A 23,012-nucleotide genomic window follows, 5' to 3' on the forward strand; every position below is an offset into this window, starting at 1 on the left:
GGCGGTGATGGATCATCGCTCACCCTACGGAACGCGTCCACCTGAAACGGAAATCCGCGGTATTATTTATTTCTTTCAAGTACTATGAAACTGGTTTCGCAGAACGATATTCCATATTCTTTCTTAGCTTTAAAAAAATCGTTGAAACTACTCCCAACATGCTTCTTTAATAGAGCAAAAAAATCCCAAAAAACATAAGTGAAGTCGCTACTAATACAGTAACGACTTCAGGTAAACAATATTTAAATTCAAAGTTGTCGCCTTTGACTATTATTAATACACTTATCAGTCGAGGCAACTTAATTTCGTTGGAAAAATGAAAACACATTTTCAACAGTCTGAGATTATTTTGACCTTTTTTCTACCAATAGCTTCAAAGCAGTTCGATCTTCACCTGATATAACAATATCTGTAAAAGCAGGTGAGCAAGTTAAATCCGTACCACTAGGCGCAACAAATCCTCTTGCAATTGCGATTGCTTTAATTGCTTGATTTAATGCACCTGCTCCTACTGCTTGCATCTCTGCATACCCTTGTTCTCTTATTACTGCAACTAATGCACCTGCAACTGAATTAGGGTTTGAACGAGAAGATACTTTTAAAGAATCCACTATCATTTCTCCTTTTATCGCTAGATTATGAACTTGCTTTCGTCCATAATCTAACTTATGCTAAGAGGAATTTTTTTAGACTCTTTTACCCCTTAAAGGGATAATCATCATTTATATAAACTCGTTCTTGATGTATTGATTTACCAGTCACGTCGTTTACTTCTACAAATATTCCACTTAATACGGAACGGCCATTTTTTGGTACTTCAAAACGAGTCGGCATATTCGTTTGGAAACGATATAAAACATCTTCTTTTTTCATGCCTAAAACTTCATCATATGGACCAGTCATTCCAACATCTGTAATATATGCAGTTCCTCCTGGTAATATCCGAGAATCTGCTGTTTGGACATGGGTATGTGTTCCTACTACAACTGATGCTTTTCCGTCCAAATGCCACCCAAAAGCAATTTTTTCACTTGTTGCTTCCGCGTGAAAGTCTACAAAGATAATAGGTGATATTTTTTTTGCTTCTTCTACTAATTCTGTGGCTTTTTTAAATGGATCATCATGTGGAGGTAAGAAAGTTCTTCCATGTAAGTTGATAACAGAAACAGTTTGTCCGTTTTTAGTAATAGTCGTCATTCCTTTACCAGGAGCTTCTTCTGAAAAATTTGCAGGACGAATTAAATAGTCTGTATCATCAATAAAGTCCATAATCTCTTTTTGATCCCAAGTATGATTTCCCATAGTTACAACATCGACACCCATATGTAATAATGATTGAAAAATACTTTTCGTAATACCTCGTCCTGCCGCAGCGTTTTCTCCATTTGCAATAACTACATCTGGCGAATATTTTCTTTTTAATCTTGGTAAATAGCTTTCTAATGTATCTCTTCCTATTGAACCAACGATGTCACCTATAAATAAAATCTTCATATTCAACTTCTATCCCTTCACGAAAAAAAGGCTTCTTAAACGAAGCCTTTTTCTATTATTTTGCGTATTCTACCGCTCTAGTTTCTCTAATAACAGTCACTTTAATATGACCAGGATAATCTAGTTCTTCTTCAATTCGCTTACGTATATCCCTTGCCAAACGATGTGCAGTTAAATCATCTATTTGATCTGGACGTACCATAATACGAATCTCTCTTCCTGCTTGTATTGCAAAAGATTTTTCTACACCTTCGTACGACTCAGAAATTTCTTCCAATTTCTCTAGACGACGAATATAGTTTTCAAGTGTTTCACTTCTAGCTCCAGGCCGTGCAGCGGACAGTGCATCTGCAGCCGCTACTAAAACTGCAATAACCGAAGTAGCTTCCGTGTCACCATGATGTGAAGCAATACTGTTTATGACTACAGGATGCTCTTTATACTTGGTTGCCAATTCTACACCAATTTCTACATGGCTTCCTTCTACTTCATGGTCAATTGCTTTTCCAATATCGTGTAGTAACCCAGCACGTCTCGCAAGAGTTACATCTTCCCCAAGCTCAGCAGCTAGTAATCCAGCTAAATAGGCCACTTCTGTAGAATGCTTTAACACATTTTGACCGTAGCTTGTGCGATAGCGAAGTCTACCTAAAATTTTCATTAGGTCTGGATGTAGATTGTGAATACCGATATCAAATGTTGTTTGCTCGCCGATTTCACGAATTTGCTCATCCACTTCTCTTCTGGATTTTTCCACCATTTCTTCAATACGAGCAGGATGTATACGCCCATCCTGTACTAGCTTTTCAAGTGCTAAACGAGCTGTTTCCCTACGTATCGGATCAAATCCTGATAGAATAACAGCTTCTGGTGTATCATCAATAATTAAATCAATACCAGTTAGAGTTTCTAAAGTACGGATGTTTCGACCTTCACGTCCAATGATGCGACCTTTCATTTCATCATTAGGTAAATTGACAACGGAAACAGTTGTTTCTGCTACATGATCAGCTGCAAATCGTTGTAATGCTAAAGATAGGATTTCTCGAGACTTTTTATCCGACTCTTCCTTTGCACGAGTTTCCGATTCTTTTGTCATGACAGCAATGTCTGTTGCTAGCTCATTTTCTACTTCTTGAAGAATTATTGACTTCGCTTCTTCACGCGTTAAAGTAGAAATTCTTTCAAGCTCGCTTTTTTGCATTCTAACTAGCTCGTCCACTTTACTTTCCTTCTGTTCGATATGCTGTTGTCTTTCAGTTAGAGCATCTTCTTTACGCTCAAGACCTACTTCTCTCTTGTTTAGAGCATCATCCTTACGATCAAGATTCTCTTCTCTTTGTAATAACCGATTTTCCTGTTTTTGCAGTTCCATACGGCGTTCACGGATGTCAGATTCTGCTTCATTTCGTAATTGGTGAGTTTCATCTTTGGCTTCTAACAGTGCTTCTTTCTTCAAAGCTTCTGCTTCTCGCTTTGCTTCATCTAAGATGAGTGCAGAAGATTGTTTTGCACCGGACACTTTTGAATCGTTCACTTTTTTAAGATAATTATAACCAACAAGCGCACCGACAATCAGACCAAGCAAGGCGGAGATGATAATTTCTAACATTCGAACACCCCCCTATTGCTATACTTTTTAAGTTATAGTCGGCACATATATACATACTGCATATATGTATTGCCTTTTCATCTTTTATTCAAGAAATTATACAATTTTAATTGTATAGATGTAGAAATACTCTGTCAAGGAAACGAAAGGAATATAAAAAAAAAGTCTCCCAATAATTGAGAGACTTTTCAATATTTTATTCTTCCGTTAATAATAATTCAAATTCTTCATCATCTTCTACCTCATGTGCAGCAATTGTTAAAGAACTAGCAGTCATTCCCATAGACTCACGTATTTTAGCAGCTATTTCATTCTTCGCTGTTGGATTCTCTTTTAGGAATTGTTTCGCATTTTCTCTACCTTGACCAATGCGTTCTTCATTGTATGCATACCAAGAACCACTTTTTTGTACAATATCCATATCTGATCCTATATCGATAATTTCTCCTTCTTGAGAAATTCCTTCACCATACATAATATCTACTTCTGCAGTTTTAAATGGAGGTGCTACTTTGTTTTTTACAACTTTGATTTTCGTTTTGTTCCCTACAATATCAGTTCCTTGTTTTATCGCTTCTGCACGTCTAACTTCTAAACGTACTGAACTATAGAACTTAAGTGCACGTCCACCTGGTGTTACTTCTGGATTTCCAAACATTACACCTACTTTTTCACGAATTTGATTTATGAAAATAGCTATAGTGTTTGATTTGTTAATAGCACCAGAAAGCTTACGTAAAGCTTGTGACATTAAACGAGCTTGAAGGCCAATATGTGAATCTCCCATTTCTCCTTCGATTTCTGCTTTCGGTACTAGAGCAGCCACAGAATCAATTACTAAAATTTCCACAGCACCACTACGTACTAATGCTTCTGCAATTTCAAGTGCTTGCTCTCCTGTATCTGGTTGAGACAATAGTAATTCATCAATATTTACACCTAGTTTTTGTGCATAAACTGGATCTAATGCATGCTCTGCATCAATAAAAGCTGCTTGCCCGCCAGTTTTTTGTATTTCTGCAATTGCATGAAGAGCTACAGTTGTTTTACCAGAACTTTCTGGACCATATATTTCAATAATACGACCTCTTGGATATCCACCTATTCCTAATGCTGCATCAAGTGCCAAAGAGCCACTAGAAGAAGTAGAGATTTCTCTATCTGTTTTTTCTCCAAGTTTCATAATTGAACCTTTACCAAATTGTTTCTCTATTTGTTTTAAAGCCATTTCTAAAGCTGCTTTACGATCATTAGCCAACTGTTTTTCCTCCCTTAAAGAAAGTCTGATTTTTATTTCTATCTCTACTATACTAGGTAATTGAGAAATATACAAGAAAAAAGCGAACGTCTATTCGTTATTTTTCCCGTCAATTTCATTTTAGAAGTTAAAAACAGTCCAAAAATCAATTTTGAACTGTTTTTTTCGTTGAAAACTCTATTTTGATATAAACGACATTACTTCTACTCTTCCGGTCACTCGTACCAGTGTTAAATGGTTGTAAATCCATGTTCTCGAAGTAATCGGATTAAATAGTGAATGGCAAACTTTACTGCTCTCAATCTATTCGTGTTTCTCATTCCAGTAAGATTTAGCTTGTACGAGACTGGTGCCATTTGGTTCAAAACAAGTCCTATCCAAACAGTACCTGCAGGTTGTCCACCATGCGCATCTGGCCCAGCTGCCCCAGTAATACCAACACCTATATTCGTTCCAAACCTTTCTTTAATACGAGTTGCCATGGCTTCTGCACATGCGCTAGATACAACTCCTGATTCAGTAATAATTTGTTGCTTTACGCCAAGTTTCTCCACTTTAATCTCTTCGGTATATGTAATCATACCTCCAACTAGTACTGCTCCCATGCCAGGGATTGAAGCAAGTTCTGATTGAAATAACCCTGCCGTCATACTTTCAGCAGCAGAAATAGTCAGTTGGTTTTCAACTAAAATTTCTTGAAGCTTGGAAGCAAGAGAGTCATCATTATAACCATAAACATAGTCTCCTACACGCTTAAAAATCTCAGCTTGAAGGGTATCAATTTTTTCACGTGCATCCAATTCAGTCTCACTTTTAGCAGTAAGACGCAACGTAACTTCTCCATCTGAAGCAAGCGGCGCTAATGTGGGGTTTGTTTGATTATCCAAAAGGTCTTGGACTTTTGTTTCTAATTCCGCTTCTCCAATTCCATAAAAACGAATAACATGTGATAAAATAATTGTTTCTTCATTTGTCAATTTTGAAAGTAATGGTTTTGCTTCAAATTGGAACATTGGCTCCATTTCTTTTGGTGGACCAGGTAAAAGTATATATGAGTGTTTTTCTGTAGTTAACAGCATTCCTGGAGCCATACCATGCTTGTTTGGAAGAACATTGCAACCTTCTAATATTAACGCTTGCTTTTTATTGTTTTCAGTCATCGCGCGATCAATTCTTTTGAAAAACTCTTCTATATCTACTAAGGCATGTTCATCCATTATTAATCTCTTATTCAAATGAGTAGCAATCGTTTCCTTTGTTAAATCATCTTTTGTTGGTCCTAAACCACCTGTGAAAATGAGTAAATCTGCACGTTGTTCTGCGAGTTTAATTGTTTCTAATAATCGATTAGAATTATCACCTACTACTGTATGATAATACACATCGATTCCTAGCTCAGCTAATTGAGATGATATAAACTTTGCATTTGTATTGGAAATTTGCCCCAATAATAATTCTGAACCCACTGCAATAATTTCTGCTTTCATCTACTCATTCTTCCTTCCTACTTAGAATCCAGTAATACTTTACGGTTTAAATAAAAGTAATCAATACCAGACCATAAAGTAAAGAAAAGGCAAACATACAACATAATCGTGTCAAAAGGGATAGAGAACATTTCAAAGAAAACATTTCCTAATAACAAGGAAGATATTGCAATGATTTGTGTCCACATTTTAATTTTCCCTAACATGTTTGCTGCAACTACTTCTCCTTCATTTGCAAGGATCAAGCGTAATCCTGTTACCGCAAATTCACGACTTATTATTAAAATTACTACCCATGCAGGAGCAATTCCAAACTGAACTAAAATGATGAGTGCAGCTGAAACAAGAAGTTTATCTGCTAAAGGATCTAAAAATTTCCCCATATTGGTAACTAAATTATATTTACGTGCATAATAACCATCTATAAAATCGGTAATTGAAGCAATAATAAAAACAATTGCTCCAATTAGATGTCCCATAGGTATAGTGGCTCCAAGAAAACTTACATTTCCCCAGTTAAAATCAATCAGCATAAAAAACATAAAAACGGGAATTAAAAAGATACGAAACATCGAAATTTGATTTGGAACATTCATTTTCATCTACCAGTAAGCTCCTTTCATTTTTCAAACAAAATAGCCATCTTATAGATGACTATTTGTTGAACTGTATTACTAAATTTTGAGTAGTTCTATTTGGTTGAAATTCAACCAATTGATCATTAATATACACCATGTTACCAGGTGTATGACCCATTCGAACACGAATACGTGAAAATTCACTTGCATCTAACTCATAAGTCTCACCAGCATTAACTGCTTTATCAACAAGTATTTTGTTGTTTTCATCTCTTATATTAAGCCACGTTTTATTAGCCGCTACTATCTTTAGATCGTATTTTTCAGCATTTGTTAAATCATAGGTAGACGTTTCACCTTGCGTATCAACAAATGTTAGCTGTTGTTCAGGTTTTGTTTCTTCAACTGGTTGTTCGACTTCTTCTTTAGGCTTTTCTTCATCTTTTGGTTTAACCGAACTATTTTCTTCGGTCTTTGGTTTTGTCACCATTGTTAAAGTATTATCCACTTCAGTTTGATCTATTTCGTTTTTAGGAGATTTCTGAAAAAGAATCCATAATATAACGATAATAACAATAATAAACAGAGCAACAACAACCATTGGAAAAACTTCCATTAATTTATTGGAAGAACGGCCACCCAAAGATCTTCTAGTAGGAGTTGCTGGAATATTTTTTGAAACTTCTTCATTAGATGGGGTAGGAATTTCAGCTTTATACATTTCTAATAGCTCGTCCCCATTTAAACCAACTGCTTCCGCATATTGCTTAATAAATGCACGCACATAGAAAGATCCTGGCATCGTTTCATAGTTACCTTCTTCTATTCCCGCCAAATATCTCTTTTGAATTTTTGTAATTTCTTGTAAATCATCAATACTATAACCTTTTGCTTTTCTCGCTTCTTTTAAGCGAGATCCTAGTTCTGTCAATTAAAACACCTACCCACTAAAAATTAAATCCACCAAATCCTTCAAATCCCTTGTCGGACATTCCGTGGTTTTTCTCCATCATTTCATACGTAAATTCTTCCTCAGGGCTATGACGAAGTTCAATTATATAATCAAAATCATCAATTGAATACTCGGAATGCTGGATAAACATATCCGGATGTTCTACTACCTTAATAGTTGGCATTCTCATCATTTCTCTTACTAACATTTGATGTTTTTCATCGTTTGAATTTCTTGTCACAATACCATCTAATATAAATATATTGCGATCACTAAACTCGTCCCCAGCGAGTTGACTTCTTATTGTTTGCTTAATCATTGTAGAAGAAAGGAAAATCCATTTTTTATTTGCACATACGCTTGCAGCAACAACTGATTCAGTTTTACCTACACGCGGCATCCCTCTAATTCCAATTAACTTATGACCTTCTTGTTTAAATATTTCCGCCATAAAATCTACAAGTAAACCTAGTTCATCACGAACAAAACGAAATGTCTTTTTATCATCGGCATCTCGTTGAATATATCTACCATGTCTAACAGCAAGGCGATCTCTAAGCTTCGGTTCTCTAAACTTAGTTAATTGAATCGTTTCCATCGTAGAAGCAATATGCTCAAATCGCTCGATATTTTCTTTTTTTTCTGCTTTAATAAGCATTCCACGACGTCCTTCGTCCACACCGTTAATTGTTACAATGTTAACTCTAAGCATACCAAGTAATGAAGAAATATCACCGAGAAGTCCGGGACGATTTATCTGAATTTCATATTCAAAAAACCACTCACTAGCCATACTATATCTGTCCTCTCTATTTAGATGACGTTATTCACTCATTATAAGTTCTATCATATCTGATTTCTTAGGTGAATAAAAGAAAAAAAGAAAAGAGCTGCAATAAAGCTCTTTTCAGACTGTAGTCAAACTCAATTTTGTATGCATAGAGTTGTATATTAAATTAGGCAAGGACCACCACTTCGCTTTCCATGGGCTTGGCTTCAGTCTCCTAGGCCCACACACGATGTTGGTAATGAAGGCGTTCCTAAAAGGGTCTTCAGCTCAAGCTATTCCCACAGTAGTCTTTGTGGTGTTCCCTGCCTTGTAAACAATTCCTGATAATAGTTATCCACTATCTTTAATTTTAATTGGATGAAGTAACCTCATTATAAAGATTAACCCCTATTCATAACCGTTTATAAAAATACTTTTGTCGTCAAGTTCGTTAGATTATATCCACATTTGGTATTTCGGGCTTTGGGTCAAACACGTGGTTAAAGTTTAAAACATCCCAATCATATTAAATATACCATCCACCATTTACACGAATAATTTGACCAGTTATATAATTCGCTTTCTCGCTAACTAGAAATAACACAGTATTCGCTACATCTTCCGCCGAACCAAATACACCTGCTGGTATTTCCTCCAATAAGAGTTGTCGAACTTCTTGTTCTACATAATGATTCATTTTAGTATCAATAAATCCTGGAGCAACTGTATTAACGGTAATTTTTTGGGAACCTACCTCTTTCGCATAAGCCTTTACAAATGCATGTTGAGCCCCTTTTGCAGCAGAATAAGCAACTTCATAGGAAGCACCTGTTTCTCCCCAAATTGAACCTACAAAAACAATTGAAGCATTTTCATTTTTGCGAAGTTTAGGAGTCAATTGAGCAACTAAATACATTGGATGCTCCACATGTACTTGGAATAGATGGCGAATCTCTTCTAATGAAGTCTCTTCCAATCCTTTATACAAACTATGCCCTTGAGCAAAAACAACCGACTGTACTGAAAAAATTGAAGATGATAATTTTTCTACTGACTCCGAATCACGCATATCAGCTTGTACGGGTATAAATTCTTGCTCATGATAAGTTGCTTCTAACTTTTCTACTAGATGTTTTACAAGCTCTTCATTACTTGCATAATGTAAGTACAATGACCAGCCAGCTTCTGCAAATTTATAACTAACTGCATGGCCGATTTCACCTGATGCACCTACTACTAATGCAAATTTTTTAATCATTGTTCTTTTTCTCTCTTGGAATAATTGTAAATATTGTATGCATATCTTCGTCTTGCATCGATTCAAAAGCATTTTTAACTTGTTCCATTGTTATATTTTCCAACGTGGGAACAACATCAAATAAGTTCATATTATTGAATGAGTAACGAGTAAATTGATTTGCAATATATTCAATAGAATTTAATGCTCGTAAGAAAAATCCGATTTTCTTGCGAGTAATCCGTTTTAAATCTTCATCCGAAAAATTCCATTCTTTCGAATTGTTAAGAATGGCTTGTTTAATCGATTTTACCAGCGCATTTGTATCAATAGAATCAGAACCAATCATCGTAAACCCATAACCATGTTCCATCGAAAAATCTGCAGAGTATGATTCATCAACTAAGCCCTTTTCGTATACATCTTGATAGAAAGGAGAAGTTCTTCCGAAAACGAGTTCTACCGCTAATTGCATTGAAAGCTCATAATTTAACATTTCTTTACCAGAAATATCCGTGTTATTAGATTTTATTCCGAAGATTATTTTTGGTTTTTGTACATCCATTTGTAATGTTCTTTCTGAAAAAGCTACAGAACTTTGTTCATTTGGAAAAAATCGTTTAATTTCCTGTGGTTGCTCAAATGTTTTCGATGCTTGATCTTCTTTTATAAAAGTCATCATTTCTTCCGGATTCACTGCTCCTACGACAAATACCATCATATTAGAAGGGTGGTAAAAAGTATTATAGCATTCATATAAATGTTCAGCTGTAATTTGTTGTATCGATTCAACTGTTCCAGCAATGTCAATTTTTACTGGATGTTCTTTGTACATGTTCTCTATTGCACCAAAGTATAAACGCCAATCTGGTTGGTCATCATACATCGTTATTTCCTGTGCAATAATACCTTTCTCTTTTTCAACCGTTTGTTCAGTAAAGTAAGGTTGTTGCACAAAATCAAGCAATACTTTTGTATTTTCTAGCACAAGATCTGTTGATGAGAACAAATAGGCTGTTCTAGTAAAAGAAGTAAATGCATTGGCAGATGCACCGTTTTCACTAAACTTTTGAAATACATCCCCTTCTTCTTTTTCAAACATTTTATGCTCTAAAAAATGTGCTATTCCGTCAGGAACAATTACTGGCTCATCCTTACCAAGAGGAATAAACTCCCGGTCAATTGAACCATAATTCGTAGTAAAAGTTACAAAAGTTTTAGAGAACCCTTTTTTCGGTAAAATATAAACATTTAAACCATTTGGTAATTTTTCATGGTATAAAGTTTCTTCTAGTTGATTAAAATAAGTTTCATTCATTGCTTGCACCGTCCTTACCAGATAGGAAGTAGACAAACTCCTTCTCTATTTTAGAAGCCATTTGTTGTATTTGTTCCTTTGTCACATTGGACCATTTCTCTACCCATTCTTCTACAGTAAAATCTTCATTTAATTCTTTATATTGATCATAAATATCAATTTGCGCTCTTGCAGAATCTAAGGCTTCTTTTAATTGATTCTTTAACATTGATTTTGTTTGGTTAATTTCTAAGTCTGAGATTTCACCTTTTTGCATTGCTTTTAGCTGTTCATCAATTAATTGAACTGCTTTTTCTTGCAAGTTTGAATCAATTCCTGCTAACACAAAAATTAGACCATACAAAGACGAATAATTACTAGAAGCATAGTAAGCCATACTTTCTTTTTCCCGGACATTCATGAATATCTTTGAATGAGCAAATCCTCCTAATATGCCATTTGTCATTTGCATAATAGGATATTCTTCTGAATAAAAGGTAATTGGTGTATGATATGCGATATGTAATTTCCCTTGTTTCATGTCTTGAATTTCATGCAAATAATTCTTACCATTTATTAATTGTCGCTGCTCATTATGTTGGCCAGTTGGAAGTGTCTCTTTTCTCCCCGAAAATGTGAAATGATTTTTCATTTTCTCTTTAATTTCTTGAACCTCAACATCCCCAACCACATAAATGGATAGCTCATCTTCATTTAGTAATTTTTTATGCATATCGATCAATTGTTCATTTGTAATTGATTGTACTGTAGCTACTGTCCCATTTGATGAGATAGATGCAGGTTGATTTGGACGAATATTTTCGAGCAAACGTTGTTGAGCATATCTTGTTTTGTCATCATACATCGATTGAATTCTCTCAATCACTTGTTCCTTCTCACGTTTTACAATCGAATCTACAAATTTTCCGTCCACTAATAAAGGTTTGAAGATCACTGTTGCAAGTAATGAAAAAACTTCATCTACAACTTTTTCTTTTAATAAATATGCATCATTCACCATTTCTGCATTTAAGGAAAAAATATGATTATTTCCCTTTTTAGTTGTATCAAAATATAATACCGCTCCATATAAATCATCTAATCGTTTACGAAATTCTGCATTTGATGGATATACTTCATTGCTATATTGAAGTATGTTGGCAAGTACTGCACGAATAGAAGCATCTTTTGCTGTTATTGACTGTTTCCATTTAAATGAAATATTAATTGTTTTAAATTGTTCTGTCGGTCGTACATAAAGCTTAACACCATGCGCTAGATCAAACTGCTGAAACATGTTGGTGTCCCCCTTTTTCTTTCTAGTTTAACTCTTTCTTCTCTTCACTATACATGTTCTAACGATTCTATGACAAACAAAAAGGAACCAAATAAATTTGGTTCCTCAAAGTTTTATCTTTTTCCTTTGATATAAGGTACTCCACTAGCTTTAGGCGCATGTGCTTTACCAATAAATCCTGCAACCGCCAAAATTGTTAAAACATAAGGCAAGATATGCAAGAAGTAGCTTGGTACTTGGTCAATATAAGGAATTTGACCACCAACAATACTTAGCGCTTGGGCAAAACCAAAGAATAGAGCTGCACCAAGGGCTCCAAGTGGATGCCACTTACCAAATATCATTGCAGCAAGTGCCATGAATCCTTGACCATTTATAGTAGTATGACTGAATTCTCCAGAAATGGCTTGTGAATATACTGCACCGCCGATACCAGCTAGAGCTCCAGATAATACAACTGCAATATAACGCATTTTTGTTACGTTTACACCCATTGTATCTGCAGCCATCGGATGTTCTCCTACAGCACGAAGACGTAAGCCAAACGGAGTTTTGTAAATGACGAACCAAGCTCCAATTGCTACACCAATTGCTAATATAGATGTAGAATATACATCTTTGAAAAACATTGGTCCAATTACTGGAATATCACTTAAAAAAGGGATATCAAATCGTATGAACCGTTCCTGAATATAGTCTGTTTGTCCTTTACCGAAAATCATTTTCACAGAAAACAATGCGACTGCTACACCTAGCATATTAATCGCAACCCCAGATATGGTTTGATCAGCACGGAATGATATCGCTGCAACTGCATGCATTAGAGAAAATAATGCAGAAGCAACCATTGCTGCAAGAAGTGCTACCCATGGAGTATAAACTCCGAATACGTCAACAAATTTCAAGTTAAATAGTATGCCGATAAATGCACCCATTACCATTAAACCTTCTAATCCAATGTTAACAACACCTGATCGCTCTGAGAAAACTCCTCCAATTGCCGTGAAGATAAGTGGAGCTGCATAAAAAATAGCTGCGGGAATGATGAAATATAGAACTTCTAAAAAGCTCATATTATTTCGCCTCCTTTTTCTTGTTCATTTTCACAAGGAAATAGCGAATTACGTAACCACAAGCTACGAAGAAAATTATAATTGCAATTACAATCGATACAATCTCAACTGGTATACCTGCTGCATTTGGCATATTCAAAGATCCAAATTTTAGCGCGCCAAATAAAGTTGCACCGAATATAATTCCAAGTGGTGTATTAGCACCTAAAAGCGCTACTGCAATACCATCAAATCCTATACCGGTGAATCCACCATTAACATTCGCATACTGGAATGTCCCTAGTGCTTCCATCGCTCCGGCAAGTCCGGCAAATGCACCTGAGATAACCATAGAAAGAATAATATTTTTCTGAACATTCATACCAGCATATTGAGAAGCATTTTTGTTAAATCCAACCGCTTTCAATTCAAACCCAGTAGTTGTTTTTTCTAATATAAACCACATAACTAACACCATCGCTAGTGCTATGAAAATACCATAATGCAATCTAGAATAATCCGTTATACTTTCAAAAAATGCGGATTTTAATGATGCAGTTGGTTTAATGTTCCCTGTATTTTCACCACCGTGAGAGACAACACGGATGAGAGCATTTGTTGTGTGAAGCGCGATATAGTTCATCATAATTGTTACAATAACTTCGTGAACTTGTAATTTTGCTTTTAAAAGTCCTGGAATGAATGCCCACAATGCACCTGCTAAAGCTGCAGCGATAATGGCAAATGGTAAATGAATATACATTGGAAGATCAAAAGCAATTCCAACGTAGGCAGCTGCAAACCAACCGACAAGTAGCTGCCCTTCTACCCCAATATTAAATAATCCAGTACGGAAAGCAAATGCTACTGCTAATCCTGATAATAAGTATGGAGTTATCTGACGTATAGTTTCCCCCATTGCATATGCATCACCAAAAATTCCATTCCATAATGCAGCATAACCTTCGATTGGATCGTAGCCACTTACTAACATAACGATGGCACCTACAAGTAACCCTAAAATAACGGAAATAATGGGGACAAGTATATTGACTACTCTATTCGACATGCTGTTTTTCCCCCTGATTTAAATCTTTTTCATTTCTTCTCTGACCAGCCATTAACAGCCCAAGTTCTTGTTCCGTTGTTTCCTTCGGTAATAAAGTATCAACAATTTGACCATCATAAATAACAGCAATACGGTCAGAAACATTCATTACCTCATCTAGTTCAAACGAAAGAAGAAGCACAGCTTTCCCTTTATCCCGTTGTTCAATTAAACGCTGATGAATAAACTCAATTGCTCCTACATCCAATCCACGAGTTGGAAGAGCTGCTATTAATAATTCTGGATTTCGAAGTATTTCTCGTCCAATAATCGCTTTTTGTTGATTTCCACCTGATAAAGAACGAGCAAGCGTATCTTCTCCTTGCGTACGTACATCAAAATCAGTTATAACTTTTTGTGCAAGTTCAGATACTTTACCGTAATCAATAATTCCATTTTTTGAAATTGGTGGGACGTAGTATGTTTGTAACGCAATATTATGTCCAATCGAAAAATCGAGTACTAGCCCATGTTTATGCCGATCCTGTGGAATATGACCAACACCAGCTTCTGTAACACTTCTCGGCTTTTTATTTGTAACATCTTTACCATTGATGGAAATTGATCCGCTTTTTACTTTACGTAGTCCTGTAATAGCTTCTATCAATTCCGATTGACCGTTCCCATCAATCCCTGCTATCCCCAAAATTTCACCTTTACGTACTGTTAAATTCAATCCTTTAATTTTTTCAACTCCACGATAGTCTGTTACAACTAAATCTTTCACTATTAACGAATCTTCTGTTGGATGTGCCTCATCTTTCACAGTCGTAAAATCAACTTGTCTACCAACCATCAATGAAGCTAGATCATTTGGATTTGTTTCTGCTGTAACAACAGTTCCAATACCTACACCCTTACGAATAACTGTCACTCGATCTGATACATCCATGATTTCTTTTAATTTATGAGTAATTACAATAATCGATTTTCCTTCTTGGATCAGTCGCTTCATTATTTGAATAAGTTCAGTTATTTCTTGAGGTGTAAGTGAAGCTGTTGGTTCATCGAAAATTAGTATTTCTGCTCCACGATAAAGAGTCTTTAGGATTTCAACACGTTGCTGCATGCCAACAGATATATCTTCGATTTTTGCATATGGGTCTACTTCTAAACCATACATTTCTGACAATGCTTGAATTTTCTTTGCAGCATCTTTAACATTGAGCACTCCGCTTTTTGTTAATTCATTTCCTAGAATGATATTTTCAGTAACAGTAAAATTTTCTACAAGCATAAAATGCTGATGAACCATTCCAATTCCCAAGTCATTTGCTATATTAGGGTCCGTAATTTTAACAGATTTCCCATTAACTTTTATCTCACCAGCTTCAGGTTGATACAGTCCAAAAAGGACGTTCATGAGGGTTGATTTACCAGCACCATTTTCCCCTAAAAGAGCATGAATTTCTCCCTTTTTCAATTGAAGGGTAATGTTATCATTTGCAACGAACGATCCAAACTCTTTTCGAATACCAAGCATCTCTATTACATAATCCAATGAATTCACTCCCTACTATACTAGTACAAAATTAATACAGGAAAGACTTTAAATTTTTTAATCCAGTTATTTATAAAAATACTTCTTGTTTACTATTTTTATCAAGTTATTTTACAACAACTGAACATGTCCACCTTCAACATTAGATTTTGCATTCAACCCAAATAAGACTTTAAAATATTTAAAATCTTTCTTCTATTAATTAAAATATCATAAAGACCGAATTACTCGGCCTTTATGATGTTTGAAAAACACTTTATTTTGCTACTGTTTCAGGTACAACAATTTCTCCAGCAGCGATTTTGTCAGAATATTCTTTCACTTTAGCTAAAACATCATCTGAAATAGCTCCATGTGAGTCAGCAAGACCTACTCCGCCTTCAGCAATACCGTAAGTAGTTGTTTTACCACCAGGGAATTTACCATCCATAGCTAGTTTAGCAATTTCTTGTACTGCAACATCTACACGTTTTTGCATAGAAGTAAGTGTTACGTTTTTATCGCCAACTTGACCTTCTGCATATTGGTCAGAGTCAACTCCGATTACCCATACATTAGCATTTGGATCTTTCTTTTTACGTTCTTTCGCTTCCGAGAATACTCCGTTACCAGTACCGCCAGCAGCGTGGAAAATAATATCTACGCCAGAAGAATACATACGGTTTGCAGTTGTTTTACCAAGAGCAGCATCATCGAATTTACCTGTGTATTGAACATCTACTTTAATGCTTGGATCTACTGCTTTAACTCCTTCTAAGAACCCTGCTTCAAATCGTTCAATTACTGGAATTTCCATTCCACCAACAAAACCGATTTTTTTAGATTTAGACATAAGTGCAGCTGCAACTCCAGCTAGGTATGAACCTTCTTGCTCTTTAAACATTACTGAAGCTACGTTTGGAGCATCAACAACTGAGTCAATTAGAGCAAAGTGATTATCTGGTTTTTGTTCTGCAATTTTAGCAATTGGTTGTTCCATTAAGAAACCAATACCGTATACAACGTCAAAGTTACGACGTGCTAAGCTATTTAAGTTTGTTGTATAATCAGCATTTCCAGCAGATTGAAGGTAATCATACCCTCCGTCACCTTTTTTAAGACCGTTATCTTTACCAAACTTTTCAATACCTTCCCAAGCTAATTGGTTAAATGATTTATCATCAATCCCACCAACGTCAGTTACCATAGCTATAGAGAAGTTTTTTGCTGTAGATGTACCTTCATTATCTTTTGTAGAAGTTGTTCCTTCATCTTTTGAACCACATGCTCCAAGGATAGTACCAGTAGCTAGTACAAGCGACAGTCCTAATCCAAATTTACGTTTCGTCAAATTGAAAACCCCCATTTTTTTTCTTATTAGCAGGAACTAAAAGATTTTACACCCTTTTTCGAACAACATGAAAGCTAAACTTATCTGCTCGAAAATAATTTTTCGAGTACAATACTACACGATCATTTTCATCGTAATGAAGTTGTTTTAATACTAGCAATGACGTTTCCGGATCGCAATTCAATGTTGGTGAAGCAATTTCATGATATCCCACTGGATCAATGAAAGTGACTGCATATGAAACATGAATGTCTCCAGATTCCTCTAATGCCGAAAATATTGAACCTTCTTCTCTAACGAGGAAATCATTTGGCAAATATTTTTCTGGAACTTTATCGATACAATACACAACTGGTTCACCATTTGCTGTGCGTACTCGTTCCATAGAAATAATAGATTGTTCTTCACTACTTTGAAAGCGTTTTAAATCATCTTCAGAAGGAAGCGTTTGCATAGAACTCAAATATATCGTTCCCGGCTCCATACCAACACTTCGAATCATGGATGAAACACTTGAGAGTTGTTCTATTCCTGAGGTAAAAACAGGTTTCGAATTCACAAAGGTTCCTACACCATGTCTTCTGATAATTATATTTTCTTCTTCCAATAAGCGAAGTGCTTCTCTTAATGTTGCACGACTTACTCCAAGTGATTTAGCTAGTTCAAATTCTGAAGGAAGTTTCTCCTTTTCTTTGAAAATGCCTTTTTCAATGTCCTTTTTTAGACGATCTATCACTTGAAGATATAAATGACGATTGTCTATTTTGATTGTCAACGAAAACACCACCATTTTAAAGAGATCAGACCTCAGATGTAAAACATTCCTACTAATCAGTCATACTATACCATTTTTGAAGATTGAAATAAATACTTTTATTCTTATTTCAAAAAAAGATTTAATGGTAATTTCATAATCTTGTAATCATTTTGTCATATAAGGTCATGATCTAATGGGTGTTTTGGAGCAAGTACCTGACGTGGCTTACTACCTTCGTAAGGTCCAACGATTCCACTCATTTCCAGTTGATCAATAATTCTTGCGGCTCTAGAATATCCAATTCTAAAACGTCGTTGAAGTAATGAAACCGATGCTGTCTGCATTTCCGTCACTAATTGTGCTGCATCATCATACAGATCATCTCGATCCATTTGTTCTTCTAAATCTTCCATTTCTTCTGGAATCATTTCTTCTTGATAGTTTGCTTTTTGTTGTTCAATAACAAAATCCACTACACGCTCTACTTCTGCATCGGACAAATAAGCACCTTGAACCCTAACTGGTTTAGAGCTTCCCGCTGGTAAAAACAACATATCTCCTCTACCAAGTAACTTTTCTGCACCACCCATATCTAATATGGTGCGGGAATCAATAGCTGAAGATACCGCAAATGCAATTCGTGAAGGAATATTTGCTTTAATGATACCCGTAATTACATCTACACTCGGTCTCTGAGTAGCAATAATTAAATGAATACCAGCTGCTCGTGCCATTTGTGCAAGTCTTGTGATTGAGTCCTCCACATCACTTGATGCAACCATCATTAAGTCTGCTAACTCATCTACAATAACAACTATATATGGCAGTTTAGGGTGTTTTTCTTCGTTCTCTTCATTCCATTTATCGATATGTTCGTTATATCCCTCCATATTACGTGTACCCGTATGAGAGAATAAATCATATCTTCTTTCCATTTCAGAAACGATCTTTTTCAATGCTTGAGAAGCTTTTCTAGGGTCTGTTACAACTGGCGCTAATAGATGTGGAATTCCATTATATACATTTAGCTCCACCATTTTTGGATCAATCATCATCATTTTTACTTCATGTGGTTTCGCACGCATCATAATACTAACAATTATGCCATTAATACAAACACTTTTCCCACTACCAGTTGAACCCGCAACTAGTAAATGAGGCATCTTGTTAAGTTCTGCTAAAACAGCTTGACCAGTTACGTCCCTTCCAAATCCAATTAATAGCTTTAAGTTCGGTTTATTATTCTCCGTAGATTCTAGTACTTCACTTAGACTTACAATAGCAACTTCTTTATTTGGAACTTCAATACCTATAGCAGATTTCCCTGGAATTGGTGCTTCAATCCGAATATCTCTTGCAGCAAGCGCTAAGGCCAAATCATCATGCAGACTTACTATACGACTAACCTTAACTCCTACATCTGGAAGTACTTCATATTTTGTAACAGCTGGACCTAAATGGACCTGAGTAACTTTTGCTTTTACACCAAAACTCAAAAAGGTTTGTTCCAATTTTTTCGCATTCGCTTGAATCATATTTAACTCACCGCTTTGGTCACTATGGGCTGGTGAGTCTAATAGTGAAATAGCAGGTAATTGATAATCTTCATTTTCAACTAAATCGGAATCCATATTTATTTCAATCGGTTCTGTCGGCTCAACTAGCTCTTCTTTTTTTGAAATACGTTCTGTGAATGCAGAAATTATAGGAGCTGTTTCATGTACGATATCGTCTATATGAATCATTTCTTCATGTGTTGTAACAGCCTCTTCTTGAGGAATCTCTTTTTTATTTCTCCTTGTTTGTCTATCAGAAACAACTGATTTCTGTTTCTTCTTCTTTTTTCTTATTTTTAACGAATCTCTAATTTTTGGGGATACTTCTACTAAATAGGGGACCAGAGCTTTTCCAGTTAGAAGAACAAGCCCAATAAGTAACAACATCCATCCAGCTATCTTTGCTCCTGCTGAATCAAATAATACATGAAATGTTGCAAATAGTATGGCTCCAATCATTCCACCCCCAAGCGAACTACTCCTATCAATAATTCCTCCGCTCTCAACTAAAACTCTGTAGCTTTCTCTTAACACCGAATTAGTTACTAAAGCTTTTCCTTGAAATAATTGTTCAAAAAGAGCTAAATGACTAAATAATAAAAGACTACTCAAAAAAAAGATTGAGCCTAAAATTAGTCGATGATTCCAAGATGGAAAAGTTTGCTTGATCATAATTATTAGGGCATAAACAATCAAGAAAAAAGGTATTGCAATATGCCAATTACCAAAAAGAAAATATCCTATATATGCCAAACCTCTTCCTACTAAACCATATTCAAAAAAAGAAATAATCGCTATTCCTATTACGATTAATCCAATAATTTCATACATAAGAGGGTGCAAAGGTTTTTTCTTGTCCTTTTTTGTTGGTCTTTTTAAAGTTTTTTTCTTCTTTTGAGCCAAGCCAGTCACCTACTTTCCTAAAAGATAAAAAGGATTTCCTATCCGCTTTCGGAAGGAAATCCTCATATTCATATTAATATTCCATAATAATCGGGATGATCATTGGACGTCGTTTTGTTTGTTGGAATAAATATGAATTTAGCGTATCGCGGATTTCTTGTTTAATGTTTGTCCATTCAAACGTTTCTTTATTCACATATTTTTCAACAATCGTTCTAACTAGTTTCGCCGATTCATCCATTAGCTCCTCTGATTCTCTAACATAAACGAATCCTCTTGATAGAATTTCTGGACCAGATGCAATTTTCTTTTGTGCACGGTTTAAAGTAATGACAACTATAAAAATACCATCTTGGGAGAGAAGTTTACGATCACGTAAAACAATATTACCTACGTCACCAACACCAATACCATCAATTAATACATTGCCAGCTGGTACTCTTCCACTCATTCTCATTTTGCCATTTTTATATTCAACAATATCACCTTTATCCGCAATAAAAATTTCAGATTTTGCCATACCTATGTCTTGAGCTAATTTGGAGTGAGCCATTAACATACGATATTCCCCTTGAATTGGGATAAAGTATTTTGGTCTTGTTAAGTTAAGCATCATTTTTAAATCTTCTTGACTACCATGACCAGAAACATGGACATTTTTACTTGAAGTTAATACTTTCGCCCCTGCTTTAGCCAGTTGGTTCATCGTTTGGAACATTCCTACTTCCATTCCTGGCGAAGGCGTGAAAGTGATTAAAACAGTATCCGTATCTTTAATTTTTATATCTTTATGATGTTTTCGCACCATTTTTTCTAATGCTTCAAGTGGTTCTCCTTGATTACCAGATACTATTATAACAATTTCATCATCATTGTATTTTGAAATTTCTTTAATCGAAATAATTGTATCTTCATCAACAGAGAAGTAGCCTAGATCTAGTCCAATTTCAAAAATATTTTCTAAACTTTTTCCTGCAATGGCAACCTTCTTGCCAGTTTCAACAGCTTTATCGAATACTTGTTGAATTCGTATAAAATTTGATGCATATAAAGACACAAGAATACGACCTCGAGCAGCGTGGAATGTTTCTGATAATTGGTTTTCAATAACTGCTTCTGAAGTTGTATACCCAGGTCTTTCCGCTTCTGTTGAATCGGATAATAAAATAAATACTCCTTCTTCACCAAGTCCAGCAATTTTGGCGATATCTGGACGGTATTTCCCTTTAGCCGATTGGTCAAATTTAAATTCGCCTGTATGAACAATTGCGCCTTCTGAAGTATGAAATACAATGCCAAATGAATCTGGAATGCTATGTGTTGTGTGAAAGAATGTCACATAAGTGCTTTGGAAATTCATCCGACTCTTATTTGTCACTTCAAAATATTTAACCGATTGTTTGGAAGGTAACGCTTTTAAATGCGTCTTTGCTAAAGCAATCGTTAATTTAGAACCGTATACAGGTGCTTGAATTTTTTGCAATAAATATGCTATAGAACCAATTGAATCCTCGTGTCCATGGGTCAAAAAGATTCCTTTTACACGATTTTTGTTTTCTTCTAAATAAGTTATATCTGGTATGACAATATCAATACCGAGCATTTCATTTTCAGGGAACATAAGCCCACTGTCCACAACAAATATTTCTTCGTCTATTTCTACTACATACATTGCTTTTCCAATCTCACCTACTCCACCGAGCGGTATGATTCGAATAAGTTCATTTTTTACTTTTACCAATTGTTTTCCTCCTATAATTAACCCGACCAACATCCACTTATTTTCATTATATCGAACGAGGACGATTCGCACAATATTAAAAGCATAAAGCATGCATTTTGCTATTCCAGAATTTGTACTTCATTTTACTACCAAATCGTACGCATACTTTCTTGTCTATAAAAAAAAGACTGAAAAGAGCCTCAGTCTTTTTACACTTATTTATTTTGTAAGAATTCATTCCATATTTGATCAAAACTTATCTTTTCTTCTTCTGTCAATTCAACTAACGGAAGTCGAAGAGAACCTACCTCTACTCCCACTTTAGATAGGGCGTATTTTACCACGACTGGATTAGGATGTTCAAATAGACCCTTTATAACCGGTAAAATTCGTTGATGAATTTTTGCAGCAGCCGCATGATTACTTTCATGGAACGCATGAATCATTTCTTGCATATCTTTTCCGATGATATGGGAAGCAACTGAGATTATTCCAGTTCCTCCAATAGCTAATAACGGTAAGGTTAAAGAATCGTCTCCGCTATATACGAGAAAATCTTCTTCCGTATTTGCTAATATTTTAGTCATTTGATCCAAACTGCCACTTGCCTCTTTCACAATTTGAATAGAAGGAATTTTGCTTAATTCAACGATTGTTTCAGGCTCCAGATTTACAACAGATCTGCTAGGAATATTATATACAACAATTGGTAAAGTGGTTGCATTTGCAATTGCTTCAAAATGGGCAACCATTCCTCGTTGGTTTGGTTTATTGTAATATGGAGTGACGATCATAATTGCATCTACACCAAGTGCTTCCGCTTTTAAGGATAAATCAATAGAAGCAGCCGTATTATTGCTGCCTGTTCCCGCAATGACAGGAACTCTTTTGTTCACTTTTTCTACAACAAACTGGATTAATTCCAGTTTTTCAGAAGTAGTTAATGTAGGAGATTCTCCCGTAGTTCCACATACAACAAGAGAATCCGTTCCACTCGAGAGTAAGTGTTCTATCAAATTTTCCGTTGCATTGAAATCAATGTCTCCATTTGATTGAAATGGAGTAACCATTGCTGTAGAAATATGACCTATATTCATGTTG

General features: G+C 35.4%; 19 protein-coding genes. All 19 read right to left on the minus strand.

Going from position 1 to position 23,012, the window contains the following annotated elements:
- Window positions 1-344: 344 nt before the first annotated feature.
- Entirely contained in the window at window positions 345-611 is a 267-nt protein-coding gene (locus ACTSKG_RS05465; protein WP_093535025.1) for a stage V sporulation protein S, read from the minus strand.
- Between the two features lie 85 nt (window positions 612-696).
- On the minus strand, window positions 697-1,494 hold the full coding sequence (locus ACTSKG_RS05470; protein ID WP_464757131.1) for a TIGR00282 family metallophosphoesterase: 798 nt from the start codon (window positions 1,492-1,494) through the stop codon (window positions 697-699).
- Window positions 1,495-1,549: 55 nt separating this feature from the next.
- Window positions 1,550-3,106 (minus strand): ribonuclease Y, encoded by a 1,557-nt coding sequence (gene rny / locus ACTSKG_RS05475; RefSeq protein ID WP_464757132.1) that lies wholly within the window; start codon window positions 3,104-3,106, stop codon window positions 1,550-1,552.
- 196 nt (window positions 3,107-3,302) lie between these two features.
- Window positions 3,303-4,364 carry a recombinase RecA gene (gene recA, locus ACTSKG_RS05480; RefSeq protein ID WP_464757133.1) on the minus strand — a complete coding sequence of 354 codons (1,062 nt, stop codon included), beginning with the start codon at window positions 4,362-4,364 and terminating at the stop codon, window positions 3,303-3,305.
- A gap of 230 nt (window positions 4,365-4,594) precedes the next feature.
- A complete protein-coding gene (locus ACTSKG_RS05485; protein WP_464757134.1) occupies window positions 4,595-5,851 on the minus strand; it encodes a competence/damage-inducible protein A in 1,257 nt (418 codons plus the stop codon).
- 17 nt (window positions 5,852-5,868) lie between these two features.
- Window positions 5,869-6,447 carry a CDP-diacylglycerol--glycerol-3-phosphate 3-phosphatidyltransferase gene (pgsA, locus tag ACTSKG_RS05490; protein ID WP_464757978.1) on the minus strand — a complete coding sequence of 193 codons (579 nt, stop codon included), beginning with the start codon at window positions 6,445-6,447 and terminating at the stop codon, window positions 5,869-5,871.
- Window positions 6,448-6,505: 58 nt separating this feature from the next.
- On the minus strand, window positions 6,506-7,360 hold the full coding sequence (locus ACTSKG_RS05495; RefSeq protein WP_464757135.1) for a helix-turn-helix domain-containing protein: 855 nt from the start codon (window positions 7,358-7,360) through the stop codon (window positions 6,506-6,508).
- A 16-nt stretch (window positions 7,361-7,376) separates the two neighbouring features.
- Window positions 7,377-8,174 (minus strand): DUF3388 domain-containing protein, encoded by a 798-nt coding sequence (locus ACTSKG_RS05500; RefSeq protein WP_464757136.1) that lies wholly within the window; start codon window positions 8,172-8,174, stop codon window positions 7,377-7,379.
- A 502-nt stretch (window positions 8,175-8,676) separates the two neighbouring features.
- Complete coding sequence (gene ymfI, locus ACTSKG_RS05505) at window positions 8,677-9,408, minus strand: elongation factor P 5-aminopentanone reductase (RefSeq protein WP_464757137.1); 732 nt, start codon at window positions 9,406-9,408, stop codon at window positions 8,677-8,679.
- The gene (yfmH, locus tag ACTSKG_RS05510) at window positions 9,401-10,705 is read right to left on the minus strand and encodes an EF-P 5-aminopentanol modification-associated protein YfmH (protein ID WP_464757138.1); all 1,305 of its coding nucleotides are present in this window, start codon (window positions 10,703-10,705) and stop codon (window positions 9,401-9,403) included. The genes ymfI and yfmH overlap by 8 nt, the downstream gene beginning before the upstream one ends.
- Window positions 10,698-11,981 carry an EF-P 5-aminopentanol modification-associated protein YfmF gene (gene yfmF / locus ACTSKG_RS05515; protein WP_464757139.1) on the minus strand — a complete coding sequence of 428 codons (1,284 nt, stop codon included), beginning with the start codon at window positions 11,979-11,981 and terminating at the stop codon, window positions 10,698-10,700. Before yfmF ends, yfmH begins: the two co-directional genes overlap by 8 nt.
- A gap of 113 nt (window positions 11,982-12,094) precedes the next feature.
- Entirely contained in the window at window positions 12,095-13,054 is a 960-nt protein-coding gene (locus ACTSKG_RS05520; RefSeq protein WP_464757140.1) for an ABC transporter permease, read from the minus strand.
- 1 nt (window position 13,055) lies between these two features.
- Window positions 13,056-14,102: an ABC transporter permease gene (locus tag ACTSKG_RS05525; RefSeq protein WP_464757141.1), complete on the minus strand. Its 1,047-nt coding sequence runs from the start codon at window positions 14,100-14,102 to the stop codon at window positions 13,056-13,058.
- Window positions 14,092-15,642: an ABC transporter ATP-binding protein gene (locus ACTSKG_RS05530; RefSeq protein WP_464757142.1), complete on the minus strand. Its 1,551-nt coding sequence runs from the start codon at window positions 15,640-15,642 to the stop codon at window positions 14,092-14,094. The genes ACTSKG_RS05525 and ACTSKG_RS05530 overlap by 11 nt, the downstream gene beginning before the upstream one ends.
- Before the next feature lie 256 nt (window positions 15,643-15,898).
- Complete coding sequence (locus tag ACTSKG_RS05535; RefSeq protein WP_464757143.1) at window positions 15,899-16,972, minus strand: BMP family lipoprotein; 1,074 nt, start codon at window positions 16,970-16,972, stop codon at window positions 15,899-15,901.
- Between the two features lie 46 nt (window positions 16,973-17,018).
- On the minus strand, window positions 17,019-17,747 hold the full coding sequence (locus ACTSKG_RS05540) for a GntR family transcriptional regulator (protein ID WP_464757144.1): 729 nt from the start codon (window positions 17,745-17,747) through the stop codon (window positions 17,019-17,021).
- Window positions 17,748-17,902: 155 nt separating this feature from the next.
- Window positions 17,903-20,188 carry a DNA translocase FtsK gene (locus tag ACTSKG_RS05545; protein WP_464757145.1) on the minus strand — a complete coding sequence of 762 codons (2,286 nt, stop codon included), beginning with the start codon at window positions 20,186-20,188 and terminating at the stop codon, window positions 17,903-17,905.
- A gap of 73 nt (window positions 20,189-20,261) precedes the next feature.
- Window positions 20,262-21,929, minus strand: coding sequence for a ribonuclease J (locus ACTSKG_RS05550; protein ID WP_464757146.1), 1,668 nt, complete (start codon window positions 21,927-21,929; stop codon window positions 20,262-20,264).
- Window positions 21,930-22,126: 197 nt separating this feature from the next.
- On the minus strand, window positions 22,127-23,008 hold the full coding sequence (gene dapA / locus ACTSKG_RS05555; RefSeq protein ID WP_464757147.1) for a 4-hydroxy-tetrahydrodipicolinate synthase: 882 nt from the start codon (window positions 23,006-23,008) through the stop codon (window positions 22,127-22,129).
- Window positions 23,009-23,012 lie beyond the last annotated feature (4 nt).

Source organism: Psychrobacillus syltrankelensis (assembly GCF_055454035.1).